The sequence below is a fragment of the Klebsiella sp. BIGb0132 genome (genome assembly GCF_024810075.1).
Taxonomy (GTDB): domain Bacteria; phylum Pseudomonadota; class Gammaproteobacteria; order Enterobacterales; family Enterobacteriaceae; genus Klebsiella; species Klebsiella terrigena.
Map to the genome: position 1 here is coordinate 1,345,823 of NZ_JANUDW010000001.1, position 21,784 is coordinate 1,367,606.

Below are 21,784 nucleotides of genomic sequence, written 5' to 3' on the forward strand. Positions count from 1 at the left end.
TTTGAATTATGACACGCACTTAACTCCCCCTGCGTCGATGGTATAATGGCGGCAACGCTCTCAGGCAACGGAATATTTATGCGCATCATTCACACCTCTGACTGGCATCTCGGGCAAAACTTTTACAGCAAAAGCCGCGCCGCTGAGCATGCGGCCTTTCTCGACTGGCTGCTGGCCAGCGCGCAGGAGCACGAGGTCGATGCCATTATTGTCGCCGGCGATATCTTTGATACCGGCTCGCCGCCGAGCTACGCCCGCGAGCTGTATAACCACTTCGTGGTTCAGCTCCAGCAAACCGGCTGTCGGCTGGTGGTGCTGGCGGGCAACCATGATTCGGTCGCCACGCTGAATGAATCGCGCGACATCCTGGCCTTTTTAAAAACCACGGTCGTGGCGAACGCCGGCCATGCCCCCTTCGTTCTGCCGCTACGCGACGGCTCGCCGGGGGCGATATTCTGCCCGGTCCCCTTCCTGCGCCCGCGCGAGCTGGTCACCAGCCAGGCCGGACACTCCAGCGGTGAAAAGCAGCAGCTGCTGCTCACCGCTATCAGCGACTACTATCAGCAGCAGTACCAGCAGGCCTGCGACCTGCGCGGCGACCGGCCGCTGCCGATTATCGCCAGCGGCCACCTGACCACCGTCGGCGCCAGCAAAAGCGACGCGGTGCGCGAAATCTACATCGGCACCCTTGATGCCTTCCCGGCCAGCCGTTTTCCTCCCGTCGACTATATCGCGCTGGGCCATATCCACCGGGCGCAGATCGTCGGCGGCTGCGAGCATATACGCTACAGCGGCTCGCCAATCTCTCTGAGCTTTGATGAGACCGGGAAAAGTAAAAGCGTCAATCTGGTGACCTTTACCGACGGACGACTGACGGACGTTAGCCCGCTGACGGTGCCGATAGTTCAGCCGCTGGCGGTTCTAAAGGGCGATTTCGCCAGCATCAGCGAACAGCTTGACCGATGGCAGGACAGCGCGGAACTGCCCGCCGCCTGGCTGGATATTGAAATCACCAGCGATGAATATCTGCACGATATTCAGCGCCAGATCCAGGCCCGCTGCGAAGCGCTGCCGGTGGAAGTGCTGCTGGTGCGCCGCAGCCGCGCCCAGCGCGAGCGCATTCTGGCCGGCGAGCGGCGGGAAACCCTCAGCGAACTGCGGGTTGAGGAGGTTTTTGCCCGTCGCCTGGCGCTGGAGAATCTCGAAGAGCCGCAGCAGCAGCGCCTCGAGCAGCTGTTCAACGAAACGCTGCACAGCCTGAACGGTGAGGAGCACCTGTGAAAATTCTGAGCCTGCGTCTGAAAAACCTTAACTCGCTGAAAGGCGAGTGGAAAATTGATTTCACCGCCGAACCCTTCGCCAGCAACGGGCTGTTCGCGATCGTCGGGCCGACGGGGGCCGGGAAAACGACGCTGCTGGACGCTATCTGCCTCGCGCTGTACCACGAAACGCCGCGCCTGAGCAGCGTGTCGCAATCGCAAAACGATCTGATGACCCGCAATACCGCCGAATGCCTGGCTGAAGTTGAGTTTGAGGTCAAAGGCACCGCCTACCGCGCCTTCTGGAGCCAAAACCGCGCGCGCAACCAGCCCGACGGCAACCTGCAGGCGCCCCGCGTCGAGCTGGCCCGCTGCGACGATGGGCAAATCCTGGCCGACAAAGTCAAAGATAAGCTGGAGATGACCGCCTCGCTCACCGGCCTCGATTACGGCCGCTTTACCCGCTCGATGCTCCTCTCCCAGGGCCAGTTCGCCGCCTTTCTTAACGCCAAACCCAAAGAGCGCGCGGAGCTGCTGGAGGAGCTCACCGGCACCGAAATCTACGGGCAGATCTCCGCCCAGGTGTTTGAAAAGCACAAGCTCGCCCGCAGCGAGCTGGAAAAGCTGCAGGCCCAGGCCTCCGGGGTGCTGCTGCTAAGCGACGAGCAGCAGCAGGCGCTGCAGCAAAGTTTGCAAGTACTTACTGTTGAAGAACAGCAGCGCCTCGCTGAGCAGGCGCGCGAGCAAAATACGCTGCAATGGCTGCTGCGCCAGCAGGAGCTCATCCGCGATGAGAGCCAGACCCAGACGCGACTGCGCGAGGCGCAGCAGGCTCTGGAGCAGGCCCAGCCACAGCTGGCGGCGCTGCAGCAGGCGCAGCCTGCCGACCAGCTGCGTCCGCTGTGGACCCGACAGCAGGAGCAGGCCGAGGCGCTGGCGCAGACCCGCCGTCAGGTGGAAGAAGTAAATACTCGCTTACACGATCGGCTGCGGCTGCGGGCGGGCATTCGTCTCGCGGCGCAGCAGCAAACGAGCCAGCTGCAGCAGACCCGGCAATCGCTCGCCGAATGGCTGAAGGCCAACGACCGCTATCGCCAGTGGGGCAATGCCCTGGCAGGCTGGCAGGCGGCGTTCCAGCAGCAGGCGCGTGACGCGCAGCAGCAGGCCGGGCTGGAGCAGCGGCTGGCGGAAACCCGCCGTCGGCTCGGCGAACTGCCGCCGGCGACGCTGGCGCTGGATGCTGACCAGGTTCACGACGACCTTGCCCGCCACGCCGCCGCCCGCCCGCAGCGTCAGCAGCTGGCAACCCTGCACAGCCGTCTGCTGCCCCTGCGCCAGCGCCTCAGCCAGCTGCAGGCGACGGAGCAGGCCGGCCGCGAGGAGCAGGAGAAGCTGGAAAAAACGCTCACCCAGCGGCGCCAGGCCTACAAAGAGAAAAATCAGCAGTTCAGCGATGTGAAAGCCATTTGCGAGCTGGAAACGCGGATTGCCGGACTGGAAGAGGAGCGCGCGCGCCTGCAGCCCGGCGCGCCTTGCCCGCTCTGCGGCTCCTGCGAACACCCGGCCGTCGCCGAATATCGGGCGCTGGCGCCCGGCGTGAATCAGGCCCGCCGCGAGGCCCTCGAGCGCGAGGTTAAACGACTGGCGGAAGAAGGCGCCCAGCTGCGCGGCGAGCTGGATGCGTTGATGAAACAACAGCTTAAACAAAAAGAGGAGCGAGACTCGCTGCTCCAGCAGGAGCAAGCGCTTACCTCGCAGTGGCAGAGCGTCAGCGGCGAACTGCAGATTGACCTGCGGCCGGAGGATGATATTCCCGGCTGGCTCGACGCTCAGCAGGAGCGGGAGCAGCAGCTGTATCAGCATCAGCAGCGGCTGGCCTGGCAGGCGCAGCTGCAGGAGTGCGAGCTGCAGCTCCGGCAGCTGCAGCAGGATCTGACTCAGCGTCACAGCGCCCTAAACGCCGAGCTCGCGGCCTTTGCCCTCAGCGCGCCTGAGGCGGAAACAGCGGCGGCCTGGCTGGCCGAGCGCGAAGAGGAAACCCGCGGCTGGCAGACCAGGCACGACGAATCTGCCGCCCTGCAGGAGCGCCTGCAGCAGCTGATCCCTCTGCTGGAGACGCTGCCGGAGACGGAAGAGGCGGTCCCGCCCGCGCCGCTTGAGGGCTGGCGCCAGGTGCACGACGACTGCCTGGCGCTGCAGAGCCAGTGGCGCACCCTTAGCCAGCAGGAGAGCCAGCAGCAGCGGATGCTGGCAGAAACCGAGGGCCAGTTTGCCGCCGCCCTGGCCGCCAGCCCCTTTGCCGACCGGCAGGCGTTTCTCGACGCCCTGCTCGACGAAGAGACCCGCCAGCGCCTGGAGCAGCTCAGGCAGACGCTGGAAAATACGCTCCAGCAAAACGGCGCTCTCGCCCTGCGGGCCCGCGAAGCGCTGGCGCAGCATCAGCAGCAGCCACCGGCGGAGGCCGACATCGCCCAGCCGATGGAAGAGGTCGAGGCCCGCTTACGGCAGCTGGCCCCGCTGCTGCGGGAAAACAGCGCCCGTCAGGGGGAGATCCGCCAGCAGCTGAAGCAGAACGCCGAGAACCAGCAGCGCCAGCAGGCGCTGCAGCAGGAGATCGCGCTCGCCGCGCAGCAGATGGAGGACTGGGCGTGGCTCAATTCGCTGATTGGCTCGAAAGAAGGCGATAAATTCCGTAAATTTGCCCAGGGGCTGACGCTGGATAACCTTGTCTGGCTGGCTAACCATCAGCTCAACCGCCTGCACGGCCGCTATCAGCTGCAGCGCAAGGCCAGCGAAGCGCTGGAGCTGGAGGTGGTCGATACCTGGCAGGCGGACGCGGTGCGCGATACGCGCACCCTTTCCGGCGGCGAAAGCTTCCTCGTCAGCCTTGCGCTGGCGCTGGCGCTATCCGATCTGGTGAGTCATAAAACGCGCATTGATTCGCTGTTCCTTGACGAAGGGTTCGGTACGCTCGATAGCGAAACGCTGGATACCGCGCTGGACGCGCTGGACGCCCTTAACGCCAGCGGCAAGGCGATCGGCGTGATTAGCCACGTCGAAGCGATGAAGGAGCGTATCCCTGTGCAGATCAAGGTGAAAAAAATCAACGGGCTGGGATACAGCCGTCTCGATAAGGCCTACGCGGTGGAGTAAAACGCCACCCGGCTTCCCGGCAGCGCGGTGCCGCCGGGAAGCCGGAGTCGGGAGCCTCTCCTCAGCCGCCTACAGCGGCCACAGCCAGGCCGCGCCGCGCACGCCGCTGGAGTCACCGTGCAGCGCTTTACGGATCGGCGTTTCACACTCGCCGCCAAACACCCACCCTTTCACCAGCGCGGGCACCGTCTGGTACAGGCGTTCGACGTTGCTCATTCCACCGCCGAGCACGATAACGTCCGGGTCGAGGATATTAATCACGTGGGCCAGCGACTTTGCCAGTCGCATCTCGTAGCGGCTCAGCGCCAGCTCCGCCAGCGGGTCCTGCTCGCCGACCCGCTGCACGATCTCGCTGCCCTTTAACGGCTGACCGCCCAGACGCCGATAGTCGGTGGCAAAGCCGGTGCCGGAGATAAAGGTTTCAATACACCCCTGCTTTGCGCAGTAGCATGGGACCTCCGCGCGATAGCGCAGCTCGTCCTCATCCATCCACGGCAGCGGGTTATGCCCCCACTCGCCGGCGGCGCCGTTGCCGCCAATATGCGAACGTCCGTTAAACGCCACGCCGGCGCCGCAGCCGGTGCCGATAATGACCGCAAACACGGTCTGAGCGCCCGCCGCGGCGCCATCCACCGCTTCTGATACCGCCAGGCAGTTGGCATCGTTCGCCAGCCGCACTTCGCGATTCAGCCGCTGGCTCAGGTCCTTATCGAACGGCTGGCCGTTGAGCCAGGTGGAGTTAGCATTTTTCACTACGCCGGTGTACGGCGAAATCGAGCCGGGGATCCCCATCCCAACGCTGCCGCGCTCTCCGGTCGCCTGCTCTGCCATATCGACCAGGGCGGCAATATTCTCTATCGTTTGCCGATAATCGTCCCGCGGAGTCGGCAAACGGTGGCGAAACAGCTGCTCTCCCTTATCACTCAGGGCAATGACTTCCGTTTTCGTGCCGCCTAAATCAATACCAATACGCACTGTATGCTCCTCTCCCCGATTAACAATGCAAGCATAGCGACAATTCGCTATCATGCCCGCTGGATTTAACGACAAAGCCGTGGAAATTATCATGCTGTGGTTCAAAAATTTAATGGTTTACCGTCTCAGCCGCGACATTTCACTGCGCGCCGAGGAGATGGAAAAACAGCTGGCCGAGCTGACGTTTACGCCTTGTGGTAGCCAGGATATGGCGAAAACCGGTTGGGTATCGCCGATGGGATCGCACAGCGATGCGCTGACGCACACGACAAACGGCCAGATCGTTATCTGCGCGCGCAAAGAAGAGAAGATCCTGCCGTCTCCGGTGATCAAACAGGCGCTGGAAGCGAAGATCTTCAAGCTGGAAGCCGAGCAGGGCCGCAAGCTGAAGAAAACCGAAAAAGATTCGCTGAAAGACGAAGTGCTGCACTCGCTGCTGCCGCGCGCTTTTAGCCGCTTTAGCCAGACCATGATGTGGATCGATACCGTCAACGGTCTGATCATGGTGGACTGCGCCAGCGCCAAAAAAGCGGAAGATACGCTGGCTCTGCTGCGCAAAACCTTAGGCTCGCTGCCGGTTGTCCCGCTGGCGCTGGAAAACCCGATCGAGCTGACGCTCACCGAATGGGTGCGCTCAGGCACCGTGGCGCAAGGCTTCCAGCTGCTGGATGAAGCCGAGCTGAAGGCTATGCTGGAAGACGGCGGCGTGATCCGCGCGAAGAAGCAGGATCTGGTCAGCGACGAAATCGCCGTGCACATTGAGGCCGGGAAGGTCGTCACCAAGCTGGCCCTCGACTGGCAGCAGCGTATTCAGTTCCTGATGTGTGACGATGGCTCCATCAAGCGCCTGAAGTTCTGTGACGAACTGCGCGATCAGAATGAAGATATCGATCGGGAAGATTTTGCCCTGCGCTTTGACGCCGATTTTATTCTGATGACCGGCGAACTGGCCGCGCTGATTCAGAATCTGGTGGAAGCCCTGGGCGGAGAAGCCCAGCGCTAATCAGCTGAATGACATCCGCAGAATCACTCGATGACGCGGATCGTCATCCTGCCGCACGGCGGCAGGATGACAAAATCTGCATTACAGATAGCGGCACAGATAGGACGTTGGCTCAGCAACCTGCAGGTGGAACTCGCTGCTGCCAGGAACGTTGAATACTTCACCGGCGGTATAGACTTTCCACTCGGTTTCCCCAGGCAGCAGAACGTTCAGCGCACCGCTGACCACGGTCATCTCTTCCGGCTGTGCGGTGCCAAAGGTATATTCCCCTTCCGCCATCACGCCCACGCTCGCGCGGCCCGTACTGCTGCTGGTGAAACCAATCGATTTCACTTTTCCATCGAAGTATTCATTACTTTGAAGCATAAACAAGCCCTTATGATCTTTTGTTGAAACCTCAATATAGGGGGCGCTCCTCGTTTCTGTCACGTAAAATTAACGCCTGATGCCTGTCCTGTGACCCAGGATGGCCGCAGCGCCCGCCTTTGCCCGTAGGCCAGGCGCCTCGCAATACGCGCCGGCGCCGATCGGCTTAAACTAAAAGCTCTGCCGCCAGCCGCGAAACCAGCACGTTAGACAGCAGAACCGGCACGTCCAGCGCTTTTTGCAGCACGTCCCGGTGATGCTGATGATAGCCGAGGCAGTCCAGCACCAGCACGTCGGCGCCCTGCTCCAGCAGCGCCCTTCCGGCCGCCAGCAAATCGCTGTCGCTGCCGCTAACCGGGTTCGCCAGCGCGTAGTACGGCGCGCTGTTGAGCGAGAGCCACTTTTGCTGCTGCAGCGGCAGAACATCCTCAACGGGAACGATGACCCCCACCTGATGACCGTCGACGATCGACGCCACCAGCGGCGGGATAATGCGCTGCGGCTCCAGCAGAATAGCGTTGCGCGCCGTAAAACCGCTCAGCATGTCGGAGCTCAACAGCAGAATGACGTCATACTCCTGCCGATCGAGCAGCGCGATAAGATGTTTTAAATCACGTTCAATCTTCCACCGCGAGACCTCGGCCATCCGGTTGTCATTGAGCAAGGTAAGCAGGCGATCGTCGTCGGGGTCAACGGCATAATCTTCCATCACCTCTTCGCGCGTCATTTTACCTAGCAGGCTAATATGCGTGATCTGCTCTTCCCTGATATGTTCGGTTAACAGCGGCAGAACCTCCGCCACCGGCACCACGCCAACGGTTAAAATGGCCATTGTTGTACTCATATCATCTACCTTTTCACTTCCACGCCTTCAGCACAGGCTTACCGCATAATATCCGCCCCCCTGGTGGCTAAAAATCAACCGTCCAGAAGCGTAGCAGCTTAGCGCTCCAGTAGAGTGTAAAGATTCCAGATGATTCAGGAACACTCCTGAAAAATCCGCACCTTAGATATTCATTAGTACGCGTGATGAATTAAAAATGTGACAGATGTCCGGTTTTACTCTTTGGCTGAGAAAAACAGCGCGCCGCGCAGGCGCGTAAATCAGCGGCGAGAGACGTGTTCAGCGGGGGCAAAAATACCTGCCAGCGATGGCGCTGACAGGCTGCGGCGCAGAAGGCAGCTACGATTTCTCAGGATCCTCATAGCGCCGTTTGGCATCCAGCGCTTCACTCTCGACTGGATGTTCGCTAATCAGTGAATCGGGGGTAGGATAATCGGCGCGGAGTTGATACCAGGTCTCAGTCTGGCCTTTCTGACCTTTCTCAACGGCGACGACGCGCGCTTCGCGCGGATATGGCGGTCGGTCTGGCATGGCTCTTCCCTCTTTTACCGTACGAGCCATAAAGTATAGATAGCCGCGCTCCGTTTGCCCCAGGTAAAGTCCGAACTCGCTCCGTTACCCGCCAGCAGGCGGCTCTTTCGCCACCCTGAAGGGTTAATTATCGACCGTACAGGCGCTCTGCAGCGTCGCCATAATCTGTCCGACCACCTCATCCGGCTCGGCGGTCGCATCGATAATATGGTGCGCGGTCGCCCGGTACAGCACCTCTCTTTGGGCCAGCACTTCGCCAACCTCATCGCGGATCGGTTTGCCGGTCAGCGTCGGACGCTGTTCGGTTTTCGGATAGGCCTCAAGGCGGTCAATCAGCGCAGATACCGAGGCCTGGAGATAGAAAACCACGCCGTTCTCACGCATAAACTGACGGTTCTCTTCGATGAGCACAATGCCGCCGCCGGTCGCAATAACCGTTTCCGGGCGGGTGACCGCTTTTAGCGCCTGCGATTCCAGCTCACGAAAGCGATCCCAGCCCTCCTGCTCGACGATCGTCGCGACCGTACGCTGCTCAAGCGCCTGCAGGGCATGATCGGTATCGGTAAACTGGTAATTACGCGCCCGCGCCAGCGCGTGGCCGATCGTCGTTTTACCGCAGCCGCGTGGACCGATGAGATAGATTGGCTGTGTCATTACCGAAGACCCTCTGGTTCCGCATTTTGCGGGAAAATGAATACGAAAAGTGCGCAATGATACCTGCAAAGCGGCATCACGATAACCGTAAAATAAACGTTACAAATTATCAGGCATTCCCTTTCATCATAGAGAGCAAAGGGATTTTGCATGTAAACTTATCATTGCATTAAATGTTGCGCCAGATTTACCTCGACTCAGGGATTATTTTTTAGCCGCTGGCTGGCGTAAACGGTAACACATTTATGCAAAGCTTTACGCTGCAACATATTTACAACATGGGTGGTCCAGACGCACTCTGACCGTAATTTATCAGTGTGACAGAGGAATGTATCATGCAATCTGAAGAACAACGCCTTATCGATGGGCTGTTTTCCCGACTAAAAGAGGCCGGAACACAGAGCGCATCGCGCGATGCCGACGCCGAGGAGCGGATTGCGCAGCACATCAAAGAGCAGCCAGCCGCCCCCTACTACATGGCGCAAACGATCCTGATTCAGGAAGCGGCGATTAAGCAGCTTAACGATCGTATCCAGGCGCTGGAAGGCCAGGTGACGCAGCTGCAGGCGGCGAAACCGAGCAGCGGCGGGTTTCTCTCCGGCCTGTTTGGCGGCGGTCAGTCGCAGTCGCGCGGTTCTGACCCTATTCCGGGCGCGGAGCAGTACGGTCGGCCGCAGGCCGGCGCGCAGCCGCAGTATGCCCCGCAAATGCAGCAGCAGAACTACGCTCCTCAGGCGGCTCGCGGCGGCGGTTTTATGGCCGGTGCGCTCCAGACCGCGGCGGGCGTGGCGGGCGGGGTGGTGCTCGGCAATATGCTGACCAATATGTTCAGCGGATCGCACCCGCAGGAGATCGTCAATATCATCGAAGAGAAGCCGCAGGCTGACCTCGCGCAGACGGCGGACAGCAGCGCATCGGACGATCCCTTCCGCCAGGACGACGGTCAGTTCCTTGCGGATAACAGCACCTACAGCTCCGACTTCGACGCCGGTTTCGGCGATGACGACATCGGCAGCGACGACGATAGCTGGGTGTAGGCTACCGACCTTTCGTTTCTATAAGCCACTTCTCCAGCGCGGCGGCAAACTGCTGACGGTCGCGCTGCGATAGGGTATCCGGGCCGCCGGTTTGCACGCCGCTGGCCCGCATCGTTTCCATAAAATCACGCATCGTCAGGCGCTCGCGAATGGTGGCCTCGCTGTAGCGCTCCCCGCGCGGATTGAGCGCCGCGCCGCCTTTGGCCAGCACTTCGGCGGCCAGCGGAATATCGGCGGTAATCACCAGGTCGCCCGGCTCGCACAGGCGAACAATTTCGTTATCGGCAACATCAAAGCCCTGCGGTACGCGCAGGGTACGAATAACGCGCGACGGCGGCACCCGCAGCGCCTGGTTTGCCACCAGCGTCATCGGCGTTTGCGTGCGCTCGGCGGCACGAAACAAAATCTCTTTAATCACGTTTGGACAGGCGTCCGCATCAACCCAAATAGCCATTCCAGCTCCTGTGGACGAAAAAGGGGGCTATTATTGTCACCTGCTTTTGTCCCCCGGGAAAGCTCCGGAGTGATAAGCTAGATAACTCACGACAAAATAAGCACAGGAGAAGGGTGATGGAGAAGAAAATTGGCTTTATCGGCTGCGGCAATATGGGTAAGGCCATTCTCGGCGGCCTGATCGCCAGCGGGCAGGTACAGCCGGGGCAAATTTGGGTCTACACCCCGTCGCCGGATAAAGTGGCGGCCCTACACGACCAGTACGGTATCAACGCGGCGCAGAGCGCCCAGGACGTTGCCCAGGTCGCAGATATTGTGTTCGGCGCGGTGAAGCCGGGGATCATGGTTAAAGTGCTGAGCGACGTGGCCTCCAGCCTGAATAAAGATTCTCTGGTGGTCTCCATCGCGGCGGGCGTCACCCTCGATCAGCTCGCACGCGCGCTGGGGCACGATCGCAAGATCGTCCGCGCCATGCCTAACACCCCCTCTCTGGTCAACGCGGGTATGACTTCCGTCACGCCAAACGCGCTGGTCACCAGCGAAGAGACCGCTGAAATTCTGACTATTTTCCGCTGCTTTGGGCAGGCTGAGATTATCTCTGAGGCGATGATCCATCCGGTGGTCGGCGTCAGCGGCTCGGCGCCGGCCTACGTGTTTATGTTTATTGAAGCGATGGCTGACGCCGCCGTGCTCGGCGGCATGCCGCGGGCTCAGGCCTATAAGTTTGCCGCGCAGGCGGTGATGGGCTCGGCGAAAATGGTGCTGGAAAGCGCAGAGCATCCGGGCGCGCTGAAGGATATGGTGTGCTCGCCGGGTGGAACCACCATCGAGGCGGTTCGGGTGCTGGAAGAGAAAGGTTTCCGTTCAGCGGTGATCGAAGCGATAGCGAAATGCATGGAAAAATCAGAGAAGCTTAGCCGCTCCTGAAGCCGGGTATGATCGGGTGAGGCCGGGCCTCACCCGTTTCCACTACCCCTGTTTTTTCAGGCAGGCGCTCATAAATTTCTTACGATCGTCCCCTTTCAGCGACTGCTGGGTCGCCTGACCGTTACACTCGCCCATTTTTTGCTGCTGAGGCGTTAACCCTTTGTTCTCCGGAGCCGGCGCATCTTTCTTCAGACAGCTGCTCATGAACGCCTTACGCTCATCCCCTTTCAGCGCTTTCGCCGACGCGTCTTTGTTACAGACCGTCATTTTTTGCTGCTGGGGTGTCGGCGTTTTTTCCGCGGCGCTGACCGCAGTGGCAAAGACCAGGCCAAACAGCAGGGCAACCAGTAATGTTATTTTCATCGCACCATCCTTCTGTGAGTCAATCCCTGTAAGTCTGGTCGCTGACGGGAAAAAAACCAGCCGGCGGCTGAAATTCGCCGCCGGCACGGGCTTATTTCAGGCCCAGAGCCTCTTTCATGGTATAGAACAGATCGGTCTGATCGGTTAGGCCGACGACGTTTCCGGCATGCGGGCCGTAGGCGGCGATACGCAGCTGCGTCCCGGTATGCTCCATCGACTCGCCCTCGGAGTTACCGTAGCTCATCACCATCACCGCACCGTCTTTGGTGGTCAGCGCCTGCGTCAGGCCCGGCGCTTTAGAATCAGCGGGGATGATCTGGCTGGAGTGCGCGTGGTCGGCGGTCACCACCACCAGGGTATTGCCATCTTTTTTGGCGAACTCCAGCGCTTTCTGCACCGCTTCGTCAAGATCGACGGTCTCGCCAATCTGGCCGCACGGGTTCGCCGCGTGATCCTGTTTGTCGATGGAGGCACCTTCAACCTGCAGGAAGAAGCCCTTCTCGTTGCTGCTCAGCAGGCTGATGGCTTTATCCGTCATCTGCGCCAGCGTTGGCACCGAGGCGTCGCGACTGGCGTTCGGCGTGCAGGTTACCGCCGGCTTGTCGATATTGCCGTGCAGGGAGGCTTTAGGCCCTTCCCAGCGTACCGGCATATTACCGTCAGAAAACAGCCCCAGCAGCGGTTTGCCCTGGTTGGCTTCGCCGACTGCGGCCAGCGAAGCGGCGTCGGTGACAATCTGGTAGCCGCGGGCGACCGCCTGGTCATGCAGCGTTTTGCCCTGCCATTCACCGGCGGTAGCGGTTTCAGCGAAAGTTTTTGCTCCGCCGCCAAGCGTCACGTCGGCGCGGGCGTTCAGCAGCTGCTCGGTAATCGATCCCTTGCCGCCTTTTTCCAGCGCGTTACCCGGACATTTTTCGCTGGTGACGCTGGGGCCATAGCACTTACGGGAGGTCACGTGCGCCACCAGAGCGGCCGGCGTGGCGTCCTGCAGTTCGGCGGTAGAGACGTTGCCGGTAGCCAAGCCCGCGGCTTTCGCCAGCTCAAGGATGGTCTGGTGATCTTTCTCGTGGATATCGACGCCCAGCGCGCCGTTATAGCTTTTGACGCCGGTGGTCCACGCCGTCGCGGAGGCGGCGGAATCGGTCACATAATCCGGCTTGCCGGTTTTCTTATCCAGAGAATAGTGGGTGTACTGACCGGTCAACGGCAGCGCATCAATACCTTTGAAGAAACCGCCCGCGCCTTCGGCATAATTGCGGGCGGCGGTAATTTCTGAATCCCCCATTCCGTCACCAATCAGCAAAATAATATTTTTCGCTGGCTTGTTGATTAATGAGGCCTGTAACGCGGCAGTTTGGTCGCCGCTTAAACGACGAGCGCCGCCGGCAGCGGTGATATCTCCCTGGGCGGCACGATTATCGAGCGCCGGGGCGGACGGGGTATCAGCATGAATAACCGGGGAAGCCAGCAGAGGCAGCAGGGCAATAAAGAGGGCGCTTAATTTCACTTTTGTCGTCTCCATGTAAAAATACTTAAAAAACAAAACGAGGGAGACTTTATAAAAGCGATGTGACAGTAAAATGACAGCATCCATGCCTTGTCACGGGCGCTAGCTACGAGGATGCCGCAACAGCTTTTTTATATATTGCTGCAACCGCTGGGCATCGCGCTCGTCAACCAGCGGACCGGGGCTGGCCTGCTCGATAGCCTGTTCAATATCGTTAATTAACGCCTGCTGAGCGTCCTGCTCCATATGCCTTAGCAGCGCCGTGACCACCACTTCCAGCGCCTCAACCTGCACCGTCAGTTCCTTTGTTTCCTCTTCCTTTTGTGCCAGATTTACCAGTAGCTCGGCAATGAGATTCTTCACAACGCTTTATCCTTAGGCGAGGTCAGTGAGTTGCTATTTATGTCATACATTAGCCGTCGGATACCAGAATTATTTTTTGAAAATGATTACTCACCACTATCAATATTAAGCGAAACGTTTTGCTCATTACTTATTAGATGCGAGGGGTCCCCTGAATACCGGCGTAATAATCTTCATAACTAAATTTAATAGATAAGAGTTAAAAGGAATATTGCTATTCCAGCACGCCGACAATAAATGTGGTTACCGAAAGGCGGCGAACTGGCAGGAGCATAGCCAGCTCTCTGACGGGTCGAGGCCGGTGGATGATTCGGGAGCCGCAGGGTCAAGGCATCAGCAATTTTAGGGATAGCGCATATATAACTATAACGTATCGCCATAATATATCTGGTAGCCCAAATTCACACTGTCCGGTGCATCTTTACCGGCAAGTCTGGCAAGCAGTATTTCGCTGGCCGTTTTACCGATGTCATAACGTGGAGTAATGACGCTGGCTATTTTCTGCAAGCTTGCGCGGCCAATTTCCAACCCGTGAAAACCAGCAATAGCCATCTCCTGCGGCACCGCTTTACCCTGAGACTGACATTCAAGCAATACGCCAACCGCCAGATCGTCATTGGTACAAAAAATCGCGTCGATACCTGGGCACGACTGCTGCATTTTCAGGAACATCTGCCGCCCAAGGGCGACCGAAGAAATCGTACGCGGAGCCATGTGATACGCCTTCAGGCCATGAGCCTGCAGCGCCAGCTCGGTACCGCGAAAACGGCTCAGATCGCGGGGATCGTCCATTGAGCCAAAAAAGGCAATTGACCGTTTGCCGCTTTCGAGAAAAGCATTGGTCATATCCCGTGCGGCCTTTTCGTTATCGAAGCCCACCTGAATATCAAGCTGCGGGCCACCGAAGTCCATCAGTTCCGCAACCGGAATACCGCTCGCGCGTACGTATTGGATCATGCGATCGCTATGCTGCTTGCCGGTCAGGATCAGGCCATCGATATTATATGAAAGCAGGTTGAGCACTTCGCGCTCTTCGCGCTGGGGGTCATATTCGTAGTTAGCGATCAGGGTCTGGTACTGATGCGCGGAAGTCACCGACTCAATACCGGCCAGCACGTCGGCGAAAATCTGATTGCGAAACGAGGGGATAAGCACGCCGATTGTTTTACTGCGCGCGTTAAGCAGGATTTCCGGTGCCCGGTTGGGGATATAGTTATTCTCTTCCATGACTTTTGCAATAAGCTCGCGGCTGCGCTGCGACACCTGGCCAGGGTCGCGCAAATAGCGGCTCACCGTCATTTTATTAAGTCCCGCCAGGTTGGCGATATCCTGTAATGTCATCCGGCTGTTTTTCATCAGGTTCTCTACGACAAACGACTTATGTGCTCGCAGAGAACCTTACCACAGCAGCTACGTTTTATGTTAACCCGCAACCTTTTTTGCCGTCAGCAGCGATGAAGAGGATTCATTATTGGCCCGCACGTTATACATCAGCACCACCGAGGCCAGCAGCGCGATAGCCATAAAGGTGTAAGAAACGCCGGGACCGCCCGTAACGCCATTCAAATAGCCGACCAGCCACGCGCCGAGGAAAGCACCAAGCGCCCCGAAGCTGTTAATCAATCCCATAGAAACGCCGGAGACGTTGCGCGGCAGCAGCTCAGGGATCAGCGCAAAGAAGGGACCGTACGGCGCATACATGCAGGCTGCAGCAATCACCAGCAGAGCATAAGAGAACCAGAATGCCTGGTCGCCCACCATCCATGAACCGAAGAAGGCAATAGCGGCGATCAGCAGTAATGGCCAAATGAACAGCTTACGATTCTGAAACTTGTCCGACAGCCAGGAGACCGTCAGCATTAATATAATGGCAGCCAGATACGGCACGGCCGCCAGCCAGCCTACCGCCACAATATCCATCTGCGCGGCATTTTTCAGAATCGACGGCATCCACATCATAAAACCGTACACCCCGATGCTCCACAGCGCATGCACGGCGCACAGCATAATGACGCTGCGCGACCGCAGCGCCTCGCCATAATTACGTACCGGCTTGATATGACTCTGTTCGCTATCCATCGCCTGCTGCAGAGCCTGTTTTTCCTGCTCGTTCAGCCAGGAGACCTCTGAAGGTTTATCGCGAACCAGTATCCACCAGCATACCGCCCACAGAACTGCCGGAATGCCTTCGATAATAAACATTTCCCGCCAGCCCCAGGACTGAATCAGGTAGCCGGAAACGATAGACATCCACAGCACGGTGACCGGATTACCGAGGATCAGGAAGGTATTGGCACGCGAACGCTCGGTTTTGGTAAACCAGTTGCTGATATAAATCAGCATCGCCGGCATCACCGCCGCCTCGACCACGCCGAGGGTAAAGCGAATAGCCATCAACATCGGAATATTACTGACAAATCCGGTCGCCGCTGCGCAGACGCCCCATAATATAAGGCTGCAAAAAATCATTTTGCGCACGCTGCGTTTTACGGCATATATCGCACCGGGAACCTGGAAAAAGAAATAGCCGAGAAAAAAGAGCGCACCAATCAGCGAGGCGGTCCCTTTGGTGATGCCTAAATCATTTTCAATTCCCGCCGCGGCGGCAAATCCGTAATTCGCGCGATCGAGATATGCCAGACTATAGGTAATGAAAATGATGGGCATTAAATACCACCAGCGACGCGCTGGTAACTTCGCGAGCATTTGCATAAGCAATCCTCAGATTATGTTCGTAGGTAAACGGGTTTAATTATGACTTGAGATTCATTTTATTAACTGCGCCTAAAGCAGCAGCGATACAATCTGGATTAGGGTGAACATTAGACGGCGGCAAGCATCCCTCCATCGACAAACAACAGATGGCCGTTGACGAAGTTTGCCGCCGGAGAAGCCAGGTACACCGCAGCGCCAATCAGCTCCTCCGGTTTTCCCCAGCGGGCTGCTGGCGTACGCTGATACAGCCACGCGGAAAACGCCTCGTCATTCACCAGCGCAGCCGTCATCTCGGTAGCAAAATAGCCGGGGGCAATGCCATTAACCTGAATATTATATTCCGCCAGCTCCACGCACATTCCACGGGTAAGCATTTTGACCGCTCCTTTCGATGCGGCATACGGGGTAATAGTTTTTCGACCTAATTCGCTTTGCATCGAGCAAATATTTATTATTTTACCCGCACGGCGCGTCATCATATATTTAGCGACCTGCTGCGAGACGAGGAACACCCCTTTCTGGTTAACTTCAATAACCCGATCCCACTCCGCTTCGGGGAATTCAGTAAAAGGATATCGGCGCTGGATCCCGGCGTTATTAATTAAAATATCAATCGCCCCAATTTCCTGCTCAATGCGGGTAATCCCGCGCTCAACCTCCTCCGCCCTGGTCACATCAAATGCGCATCCCACTGCGCGATAGCCCCGATCAACCAGCGCCTGCGCGGCCTGGTCCGCGCGCAGCTGGGTCCGATCGTTGATAATGATCTCCGCGCCGTACTCTGCAAGGCCGCCGGCCAGCAGATTACCAATCCCTTGGGCAGAACCGGTGATGAGCGCTCGCTTCCCCGATAAATCGAATAAATTTCTCATAAAACCTCTTTCAAGATAGCTGTTACGCGTAACTGTATACGCGTAACAGTTACAAATAGAAGAGGAGAAGAGCTAAAAATGATCATTTTGTGATCGGAGATACATTTATAACCGGGAGGGATCGGTAACCGGCATTTACGCTGTGACGTAAATACCGGCAGAAGGGAGGAGTGTGATTACTCCGTCGCCTGGCGGCTGCGCCGCAGCATAACCGCCAGCTGCCAAAGGTTAATCAGCACGATAATCGCCGTGGCGATAAACACCCAGCGGAAGCCGGCCATTGCCGATACCGAGGCGCCAATCAGCGGCCCGACGACGTTCCCCAGATACATAAACGACTGATTGTAGCCGAAGATGCGTCCGGTCACGCTATCGCTGCAGTATTTGAGCAGCAGCGTTTGCACCGCCGGCAGCATCGCGCCGTCGGCAAAGCCCAGCATGAAGCGCAGCACGCCCAGCTGCAGCGGCGTGGTCACGAACGACATTGCAAAGAACATCACCACCGCGCAGCACAGCGTCGCCAGCAGGATCCGCGAGGTGCCAATCCGATCGCCAAGCTTGCCTAAACGCGGGGCCGAGATCAGCGCCGAAACGCCCGGCACGGCGGCAATCATGCCGGCGAGGAAGGCAATATTATTGCTCTCCGGGGCCATCGATTTGATAAACAGCGCCAGAATCGGCCCGATTGAACCGTTGCACAGCTGAATCACCAGGGTAGTGAAGAACAGGCTAATGACCAGGCCGGGATAGGGCAGCGTAGCAAATACCTCCCTCCCGCTTAGGCGATCCGCCTTACTGACCTGCGGGCGCACGCCCTCTTTAATCAAGAACAGCGTCACCAGGAAGCTCACCGTCAGCAAAATGGCGGTGATGATAAACACCATTCGCAGGCCAACGTGGTCGGCGAGGAAACCGCCCAGCAGCGGCCCGCCGATGACGCCGCTAATCTGCGCCGTCGATAGCGTACTGAGCGCCCAGCCGCTGCGCTCGCGCGGTACCTGAGAGGCCACCAGCGCCATCGCATTAGGAATATAGCCGGAAGTCAGCCCCATCACCGCGCGCAGGATAAACAGCTGCCAGACGTTGGTCGCAAAGGCCTGAAGCAGGATGGCAATCGCCATTCCCAGGGAGGCGCGTAGCAGCATCAGCTTACGCCCTTTGCGATCCGCGAGGCTGCCCCACATCGGCGAAACGATGGCCGATACCAGGAAGGTGACGCTAAACGTCAGGCCCGACCACATCGACAGCGCCTCGTGAGAGGTGACGCCCAGCTGAGAAACATAGAGCGGCAAAAACGGCAGAATTTGGCTGATTGCCAGGCCGGTAAAAAAGCAGCCGAACCAGACAGAGATGAGATTAACCTTCCAGGATTCCATAACTACGCGTATTCATTAGTTTTTTGTGAATTATTATCTAGCTTAGCAAGTTCCCTCCGCCGGCGTATTACCAGAGATGCGCTCGCGATGAGTTTAGTGTTTTATCATTCCATATCCCGATTTATAAAATATTATCAGAGCTAATCGCCTGAGCCTTAGGGCGTTGTGCTGACGTCGCGGCGGCGCCGCGCATCAGCTCCCGCCCTCGCCTGCTTATCCGCAGCGGCGGTTGAACAGCTTTTAACCCCCTGCCATCTGCCGCAGAGATTCTGGCAGCCATGCCGTCATCGCACATGCTATGTTATGTGCTTTGATGTAATCAGGATGGAAGTTGAAATGGCTAAGATGAGGGTTGGGATCGTTTTTGGCGGCAAGTCGGCAGAACATGAAGTGTCACTGCAGTCGGCGAAGAACATCGTGGAAGCAATTGATAAATCGCGCTTCGACGTCGTTCTGCTGGGGATTGATAAACAGGGTCTCTGGCACATTAACGATGCCGGTAACTATCTGCTGAACCCGCAGGATCCTGCCCATATTGCGCTGCGTCCCTCCGATGTCACGCTGGCGCAAATTCCCGGTCGCCAATCCCGGCAGCTGATTAATGCCGACAGCGGTCAACCGCTGGCCGCCATCGACGTCATTTTCCCGATTGTCCACGGCACCCTGGGAGAAGACGGCTCGCTGCAGGGCATGCTGCGGATGGCTAACCTGCCCTTCGTCGGCTCTGACGTGCTCGGCTCCGCCGCCTGCATGGATAAGGACGTCACCAAGCGCCTGCTACGTGACGCCGGCCTGTCTATCGCACCGTTTATTACCCTGACCCGCGCTAACCGCCAGCGCTTTAGCTTCGCTGAAGTGCAAAACACCCTCGGCCTGCCGCTGTTTGTCAAACCGGCCAACCAGGGCTCGTCGGTGGGCGTGAGCAAGGTGAACAACGAAGAGCAGTATCAGCAGGCGGTTGCCCTGGCCTTTGAATTTGACCATAAAGTGGTGGTTGAACAAGGAATTAAGGGCCGGGAGATCGAGTGTGCGGTACTGGGTAACGATGAACCTGAGGCCAGCACCTGCGGCGAAATCGTCCTCAACAGCGAATTCTACGCCTACGACACCAAGTACATTGACGACCAGGGGGCGAAAGTCGTCGTTCCGGCGGTCATTGACGGTGAAGTTAACGATAAAATTCGCGATATTGCCGTGCGCGCCTATCAGACGCTCGGCTGTAGCGGCATGGCGCGCGTCGACGTGTTCCTGACGGCAGATAATGAAGTTGTTATCAATGAAATCAACACGCTGCCAGGGTTTACCAATATCAGCATGTATCCCAAGCTGTGGCAAGCCAGCGGACTGGATTATACCAGCCTGATAACTCGCCTGATTGAGCTGGCGCTGGAGCGTCACGCCGCCGATCGCGCGCTGAAAACCTCGATGAACTGATGAAATTGCCCCGGCGACGCAGCGCTTGCCGGGGCGACCGCTTTACGGCCCGGGTGGCCGCGAAACTGTCAGTGCCTAGGCTTGCTCCGCCGGACGACGGCGAATAATAAACCCCGCCAGCCAGAAGCTAATGACCCAGGTCACCAGCCCCACGGCATAGGATTGCCAGCCCTGAGTTTCAAACCCCAGCAGCCCCACCACGCCGTTCAGAATAAAAATTAACCCCAGCGCAATAGCGTAATAGTGCCAGTCACGGCGAATTTTATCAGTGAGCTTCATGACAACTCCAACGGCAAAAAAAGCATCTTCGCACAGGCGCAATCCGCGGTCTGTAGCGACGTTGAGAATTATTTAACAGTGGGAGATGGCTCTCCCTTTGCCAAACTCTTAGCACGCTCGCAAAGCGGTAAGTTCAGGAATATTCCTGGCCGAAAATTACCAGCAATCTGATACTGGATAGCGCCCCCCGCTGCCAAAATAGTCGCCGTGTAGCCGGTGTAAAAACGGCTGAGAAGTGGAGTACGGAGGTTATATGGCAGAGTTTGCCTTTTCAAAAACGCTCTTTGGCAAAAAAAGAAGGAGCCCGCTGACCAGCAGCAATATCGCCTACGGACTGTTTGTGCTGTTCTGCTTCTGGGCCGGAGCGCAAATGCTGAGCATGCTGGTGCACGCACCCGGCGTTTTTGAACACTTAATACAGGTCCAGAACACCCAACATCCGCGCATAGAAATAGGTCTGGCGGTGGGGACAATATTTGGCCTGGTCCCCTTTCTGATTGGCTGCCTGCTGGTGGCTCTTCTCGGGCTTATTCTGCGCTGGCGCAATAATCGCTAACGACGCGCCATGCAGCTGGCGCGCCGCTCATCAACCCGCTTCGCGAACCAGGCAGTTGTCAGATTTCGCGTAATTTTAGGGCTTTCGAGCTGGATCCCGGGGAGGATTTCCCGCGGCACGGCCTTGCCTGCTTTCTTATCCGCAAGACGGAAAACCTGCTGATAGAGGTCGGTTTTCTCAAACGCCAGGCTGTCGCCTTTCTTCAGCTGTCGGTGAATATCGTCATCGCTCATCGCCAGCTGTCCGGCTACACGCCGCACCGCCAGCTCTGTGGTCCCCGGCTCGTCGCTGTCGTAGCGAATCAAATCCCCGTCCAGCGCCAGCTTCACGCCGCTAACGTTGCTGACCGCATGTTGAAATGCGGCATTGCGGCTGGCGTACCAGCCGGCATTGAAATCAGCAAAGCGATACAGCGGCGCGCTATAGTTCGCCGGATAGTTCAGCAAATGCCGGGTGCCAAACCACAGGCCGCCGCGCAGGCTAAAGACCTCCTTGCGCACGCTGCCCTCCATTTTCCACGGATAGCCGTCGGTGTGCTGCTGAGCAAAGGCGATGCTGACCTGCATCGGGCCGCCGGTATGCACCGGGTTGAGGGAGCCAAACAGAGTCTGGCCCATCGGTACCATGTCGATAAAATCGTCAAAAACGGCGCTTAGCTGCTTCTCCGTTTTCACGCTATCCAGGCGCTCACTGTAGCTTTTGCCGTTCGGCGAAGGAATTTTTAGCGCGGTATGCACGACGAACAGCGGAATGTGCATTTTCTCCGCCCGGCGGTCTATCTCCTGCCAGGCGATTTTATTCAGCCCAGGCACCACCGGGTCAGACTGATAGTTGGATTCCTGCTGGGCCACGGCGAGCACCGAACAGACGTTTTCTTCCGTCGGCGCAAGCTTCTGGCTTTCGAAGGCTTTAGCTATCGCCTGCGCCCATTCATCACGGTCCTTCACGCTGGCCGGCATTTTTTGCCGGACTACTGCGGCAACGTCCACGGGCTTTTCGCCTTTTTTTAGCGCCGGTCCCTGATTACTGGTACAGGCGCTGAGAACCATCCCCGCCAGAAGCGTCAGGGAGAGCGAAACGATACGAGTAGAGGCTGCTGCCGCCATAATCCTTCCTT

General features: G+C 58.1%; 22 protein-coding genes. 7 read left to right on the forward strand and 15 right to left on the reverse strand.

Going from position 1 to position 21,784, the window contains the following annotated elements; genetic code table 11:
* The first annotated feature begins 78 nt into the window (after nucleotides 1-78).
* Entirely contained in the window at nucleotides 79-1,281 is a 1,203-nt protein-coding gene (gene sbcD, locus M2416_RS06210; RefSeq protein WP_259222714.1) for an exonuclease subunit SbcD, read from the forward strand.
* Nucleotides 1,278-4,412 carry an exonuclease subunit SbcC gene (gene sbcC, locus M2416_RS06215; protein ID WP_259222716.1) on the forward strand — a complete coding sequence of 1,045 codons (3,135 nt, stop codon included), beginning with the start codon at nucleotides 1,278-1,280 and terminating at the stop codon, nucleotides 4,410-4,412. The genes sbcD and sbcC overlap by 4 nt, the downstream gene beginning before the upstream one ends.
* 69 nt (nucleotides 4,413-4,481) lie before the next feature.
* On the opposite strand, the gene mak is transcribed toward sbcC, so the two are convergent.
* On the reverse strand, nucleotides 4,482-5,387 hold the full coding sequence (mak, locus tag M2416_RS06220; protein WP_041144263.1) for a fructokinase: 906 nt from the start codon (nucleotides 5,385-5,387) through the stop codon (nucleotides 4,482-4,484).
* Nucleotides 5,388-5,478: 91 nt separating this feature from the next.
* Between mak and rdgC the strand changes: the two genes are divergently transcribed.
* Entirely contained in the window at nucleotides 5,479-6,390 is a 912-nt protein-coding gene (gene rdgC, locus M2416_RS06225; RefSeq protein ID WP_041147534.1) for a recombination-associated protein RdgC, read from the forward strand.
* 81 nt (nucleotides 6,391-6,471) lie between these two features.
* On the opposite strand, the gene ppnP is transcribed toward rdgC, so the two are convergent.
* The 4 genes from ppnP to aroL form a co-directional block, all read right to left on the reverse strand.
* Nucleotides 6,472-6,756, reverse strand: coding sequence for a pyrimidine/purine nucleoside phosphorylase (gene ppnP / locus M2416_RS06230; protein ID WP_041144262.1), 285 nt, complete (start codon nucleotides 6,754-6,756; stop codon nucleotides 6,472-6,474).
* 166 nt (nucleotides 6,757-6,922) lie between these two features.
* Complete coding sequence (locus M2416_RS06235; RefSeq protein ID WP_259222723.1) at nucleotides 6,923-7,600, reverse strand: AroM family protein; 678 nt, start codon at nucleotides 7,598-7,600, stop codon at nucleotides 6,923-6,925.
* 339 nt (nucleotides 7,601-7,939) lie between these two features.
* Entirely contained in the window at nucleotides 7,940-8,131 is a 192-nt protein-coding gene (locus M2416_RS06240) for a YaiA family protein (RefSeq protein WP_045854177.1), read from the reverse strand.
* Between the two features lie 123 nt (nucleotides 8,132-8,254).
* The gene (gene aroL, locus M2416_RS06245; RefSeq protein WP_076944639.1) at nucleotides 8,255-8,785 is read right to left on the reverse strand and encodes a shikimate kinase AroL; all 531 of its coding nucleotides are present in this window, start codon (nucleotides 8,783-8,785) and stop codon (nucleotides 8,255-8,257) included.
* Between the two features lie 335 nt (nucleotides 8,786-9,120).
* Between aroL and M2416_RS06250 the strand changes: the two genes are divergently transcribed.
* On the forward strand, nucleotides 9,121-9,822 hold the full coding sequence (locus M2416_RS06250; protein ID WP_041144258.1) for a DUF2076 domain-containing protein: 702 nt from the start codon (nucleotides 9,121-9,123) through the stop codon (nucleotides 9,820-9,822).
* Nucleotide 9,823: 1 nt separating this feature from the next.
* On the opposite strand, the gene M2416_RS06255 is transcribed toward M2416_RS06250, so the two are convergent.
* Entirely contained in the window at nucleotides 9,824-10,276 is a 453-nt protein-coding gene (locus M2416_RS06255) for a YaiI/YqxD family protein (RefSeq protein ID WP_259222728.1), read from the reverse strand.
* A gap of 116 nt (nucleotides 10,277-10,392) precedes the next feature.
* Here M2416_RS06255 and proC point away from each other — a divergent pair, with 116 nt between their 5' ends.
* On the forward strand, nucleotides 10,393-11,202 hold the full coding sequence (gene proC, locus M2416_RS06260; protein ID WP_041144256.1) for a pyrroline-5-carboxylate reductase: 810 nt from the start codon (nucleotides 10,393-10,395) through the stop codon (nucleotides 11,200-11,202).
* Nucleotides 11,203-11,244: 42 nt separating this feature from the next.
* Here proC and psiF read toward each other — a convergent pair whose 3' ends face one another.
* The 7 genes from psiF to M2416_RS06295 form a co-directional block, all read right to left on the reverse strand.
* Nucleotides 11,245-11,565 (reverse strand): phosphate starvation-inducible protein PsiF, encoded by a 321-nt coding sequence (gene psiF / locus M2416_RS06265; protein WP_041144255.1) that lies wholly within the window; start codon nucleotides 11,563-11,565, stop codon nucleotides 11,245-11,247.
* Nucleotides 11,566-11,656: 91 nt separating this feature from the next.
* The gene (gene phoA / locus M2416_RS06270; RefSeq protein ID WP_259222730.1) at nucleotides 11,657-13,087 is read right to left on the reverse strand and encodes an alkaline phosphatase; all 1,431 of its coding nucleotides are present in this window, start codon (nucleotides 13,085-13,087) and stop codon (nucleotides 11,657-11,659) included.
* Between the two features lie 87 nt (nucleotides 13,088-13,174).
* On the reverse strand, nucleotides 13,175-13,435 hold the full coding sequence (gene iraP / locus M2416_RS06275) for an anti-adapter protein IraP (protein ID WP_041144254.1): 261 nt from the start codon (nucleotides 13,433-13,435) through the stop codon (nucleotides 13,175-13,177).
* A gap of 363 nt (nucleotides 13,436-13,798) precedes the next feature.
* The gene (gene idnR, locus M2416_RS06280) at nucleotides 13,799-14,791 is read right to left on the reverse strand and encodes a DNA-binding transcriptional regulator IdnR (RefSeq protein WP_076944636.1); all 993 of its coding nucleotides are present in this window, start codon (nucleotides 14,789-14,791) and stop codon (nucleotides 13,799-13,801) included.
* A 66-nt stretch (nucleotides 14,792-14,857) separates the two neighbouring features.
* The gene (locus M2416_RS06285; protein WP_076944635.1) at nucleotides 14,858-16,147 is read right to left on the reverse strand and encodes an MFS transporter; all 1,290 of its coding nucleotides are present in this window, start codon (nucleotides 16,145-16,147) and stop codon (nucleotides 14,858-14,860) included.
* Between the two features lie 110 nt (nucleotides 16,148-16,257).
* The gene (gene idnO / locus M2416_RS06290; protein ID WP_076944634.1) at nucleotides 16,258-17,022 is read right to left on the reverse strand and encodes a gluconate 5-dehydrogenase; all 765 of its coding nucleotides are present in this window, start codon (nucleotides 17,020-17,022) and stop codon (nucleotides 16,258-16,260) included.
* A 176-nt stretch (nucleotides 17,023-17,198) separates the two neighbouring features.
* The gene (locus tag M2416_RS06295) at nucleotides 17,199-18,398 is read right to left on the reverse strand and encodes a multidrug efflux MFS transporter (protein WP_259222732.1); all 1,200 of its coding nucleotides are present in this window, start codon (nucleotides 18,396-18,398) and stop codon (nucleotides 17,199-17,201) included.
* Between the two features lie 336 nt (nucleotides 18,399-18,734).
* Here M2416_RS06295 and ddlA point away from each other — a divergent pair, with 336 nt between their 5' ends.
* Nucleotides 18,735-19,832: a D-alanine--D-alanine ligase gene (gene ddlA, locus M2416_RS06300; protein WP_076944632.1), complete on the forward strand. Its 1,098-nt coding sequence runs from the start codon at nucleotides 18,735-18,737 to the stop codon at nucleotides 19,830-19,832.
* 75 nt (nucleotides 19,833-19,907) lie between these two features.
* On the opposite strand, the gene M2416_RS06305 is transcribed toward ddlA, so the two are convergent.
* Nucleotides 19,908-20,111, reverse strand: a complete 204-nt coding sequence (locus M2416_RS06305) for a DUF2754 family protein (RefSeq protein WP_041144251.1) — start codon at nucleotides 20,109-20,111, stop codon at nucleotides 19,908-19,910.
* A gap of 253 nt (nucleotides 20,112-20,364) precedes the next feature.
* On the opposite strand from M2416_RS06305, the gene M2416_RS06310 reads away from it, so the two are divergent.
* A complete protein-coding gene (locus tag M2416_RS06310; protein ID WP_041144250.1) occupies nucleotides 20,365-20,667 on the forward strand; it encodes a DUF2755 family protein in 303 nt (100 codons plus the stop codon).
* Here M2416_RS06310 and M2416_RS06315 read toward each other — a convergent pair.
* Entirely contained in the window at nucleotides 20,664-21,773 is a 1,110-nt protein-coding gene (locus tag M2416_RS06315) for a DUF1615 domain-containing protein (RefSeq protein ID WP_259222736.1), read from the reverse strand. The genes M2416_RS06310 and M2416_RS06315 overlap by 4 nt on opposite strands.
* Nucleotides 21,774-21,784 lie beyond the last annotated feature (11 nt).

Bases quoted from the DNA above. Each gene is read 5' to 3' on its own strand.
- M2416_RS06315 (WP_259222736.1), bottom strand. From the start codon at position 21,773: ATGGCGGCAGCAGCCTCTACTCGTATCGTTTCGCTCTCCCTGACGCTT.
- aroL (WP_076944639.1), bottom strand. From the start codon at position 8,785: ATGACACAGCCAATCTATCTCATCGGTCCACGCGGCTGCGGTAAAACG.
- sbcD (WP_259222714.1), top strand. From the start codon at position 79: ATGCGCATCATTCACACCTCTGACTGGCATCTCGGGCAAAACTTTTAC.
- M2416_RS06310 (WP_041144250.1), top strand. From the start codon at position 20,365: ATGGCAGAGTTTGCCTTTTCAAAAACGCTCTTTGGCAAAAAAAGAAGG.
- M2416_RS06240 (WP_045854177.1), bottom strand. From the start codon at position 8,131: ATGCCAGACCGACCGCCATATCCGCGCGAAGCGCGCGTCGTCGCCGTT.
- M2416_RS06255 (WP_259222728.1), bottom strand. From the start codon at position 10,276: ATGGCTATTTGGGTTGATGCGGACGCCTGTCCAAACGTGATTAAAGAG.
- idnO (WP_076944634.1), bottom strand. From the start codon at position 17,022: ATGAGAAATTTATTCGATTTATCGGGGAAGCGAGCGCTCATCACCGGT.
- M2416_RS06285 (WP_076944635.1), bottom strand. From the start codon at position 16,147: ATGCAAATGCTCGCGAAGTTACCAGCGCGTCGCTGGTGGTATTTAATG.
- M2416_RS06295 (WP_259222732.1), bottom strand. From the start codon at position 18,398: ATGGAATCCTGGAAGGTTAATCTCATCTCTGTCTGGTTCGGCTGCTTT.
- rdgC (WP_041147534.1), top strand. From the start codon at position 5,479: ATGCTGTGGTTCAAAAATTTAATGGTTTACCGTCTCAGCCGCGACATT.
- M2416_RS06235 (WP_259222723.1), bottom strand. From the start codon at position 7,600: ATGAGTACAACAATGGCCATTTTAACCGTTGGCGTGGTGCCGGTGGCG.
- ddlA (WP_076944632.1), top strand. From the start codon at position 18,735: ATGGCTAAGATGAGGGTTGGGATCGTTTTTGGCGGCAAGTCGGCAGAA.
- M2416_RS06250 (WP_041144258.1), top strand. From the start codon at position 9,121: ATGCAATCTGAAGAACAACGCCTTATCGATGGGCTGTTTTCCCGACTA.
- M2416_RS06305 (WP_041144251.1), bottom strand. From the start codon at position 20,111: ATGAAGCTCACTGATAAAATTCGCCGTGACTGGCACTATTACGCTATT.
- ppnP (WP_041144262.1), bottom strand. From the start codon at position 6,756: ATGCTTCAAAGTAATGAATACTTCGATGGAAAAGTGAAATCGATTGGT.
- proC (WP_041144256.1), top strand. From the start codon at position 10,393: ATGGAGAAGAAAATTGGCTTTATCGGCTGCGGCAATATGGGTAAGGCC.
- phoA (WP_259222730.1), bottom strand. From the start codon at position 13,087: ATGGAGACGACAAAAGTGAAATTAAGCGCCCTCTTTATTGCCCTGCTG.
- psiF (WP_041144255.1), bottom strand. From the start codon at position 11,565: ATGAAAATAACATTACTGGTTGCCCTGCTGTTTGGCCTGGTCTTTGCC.
- idnR (WP_076944636.1), bottom strand. From the start codon at position 14,791: ATGAAAAACAGCCGGATGACATTACAGGATATCGCCAACCTGGCGGGA.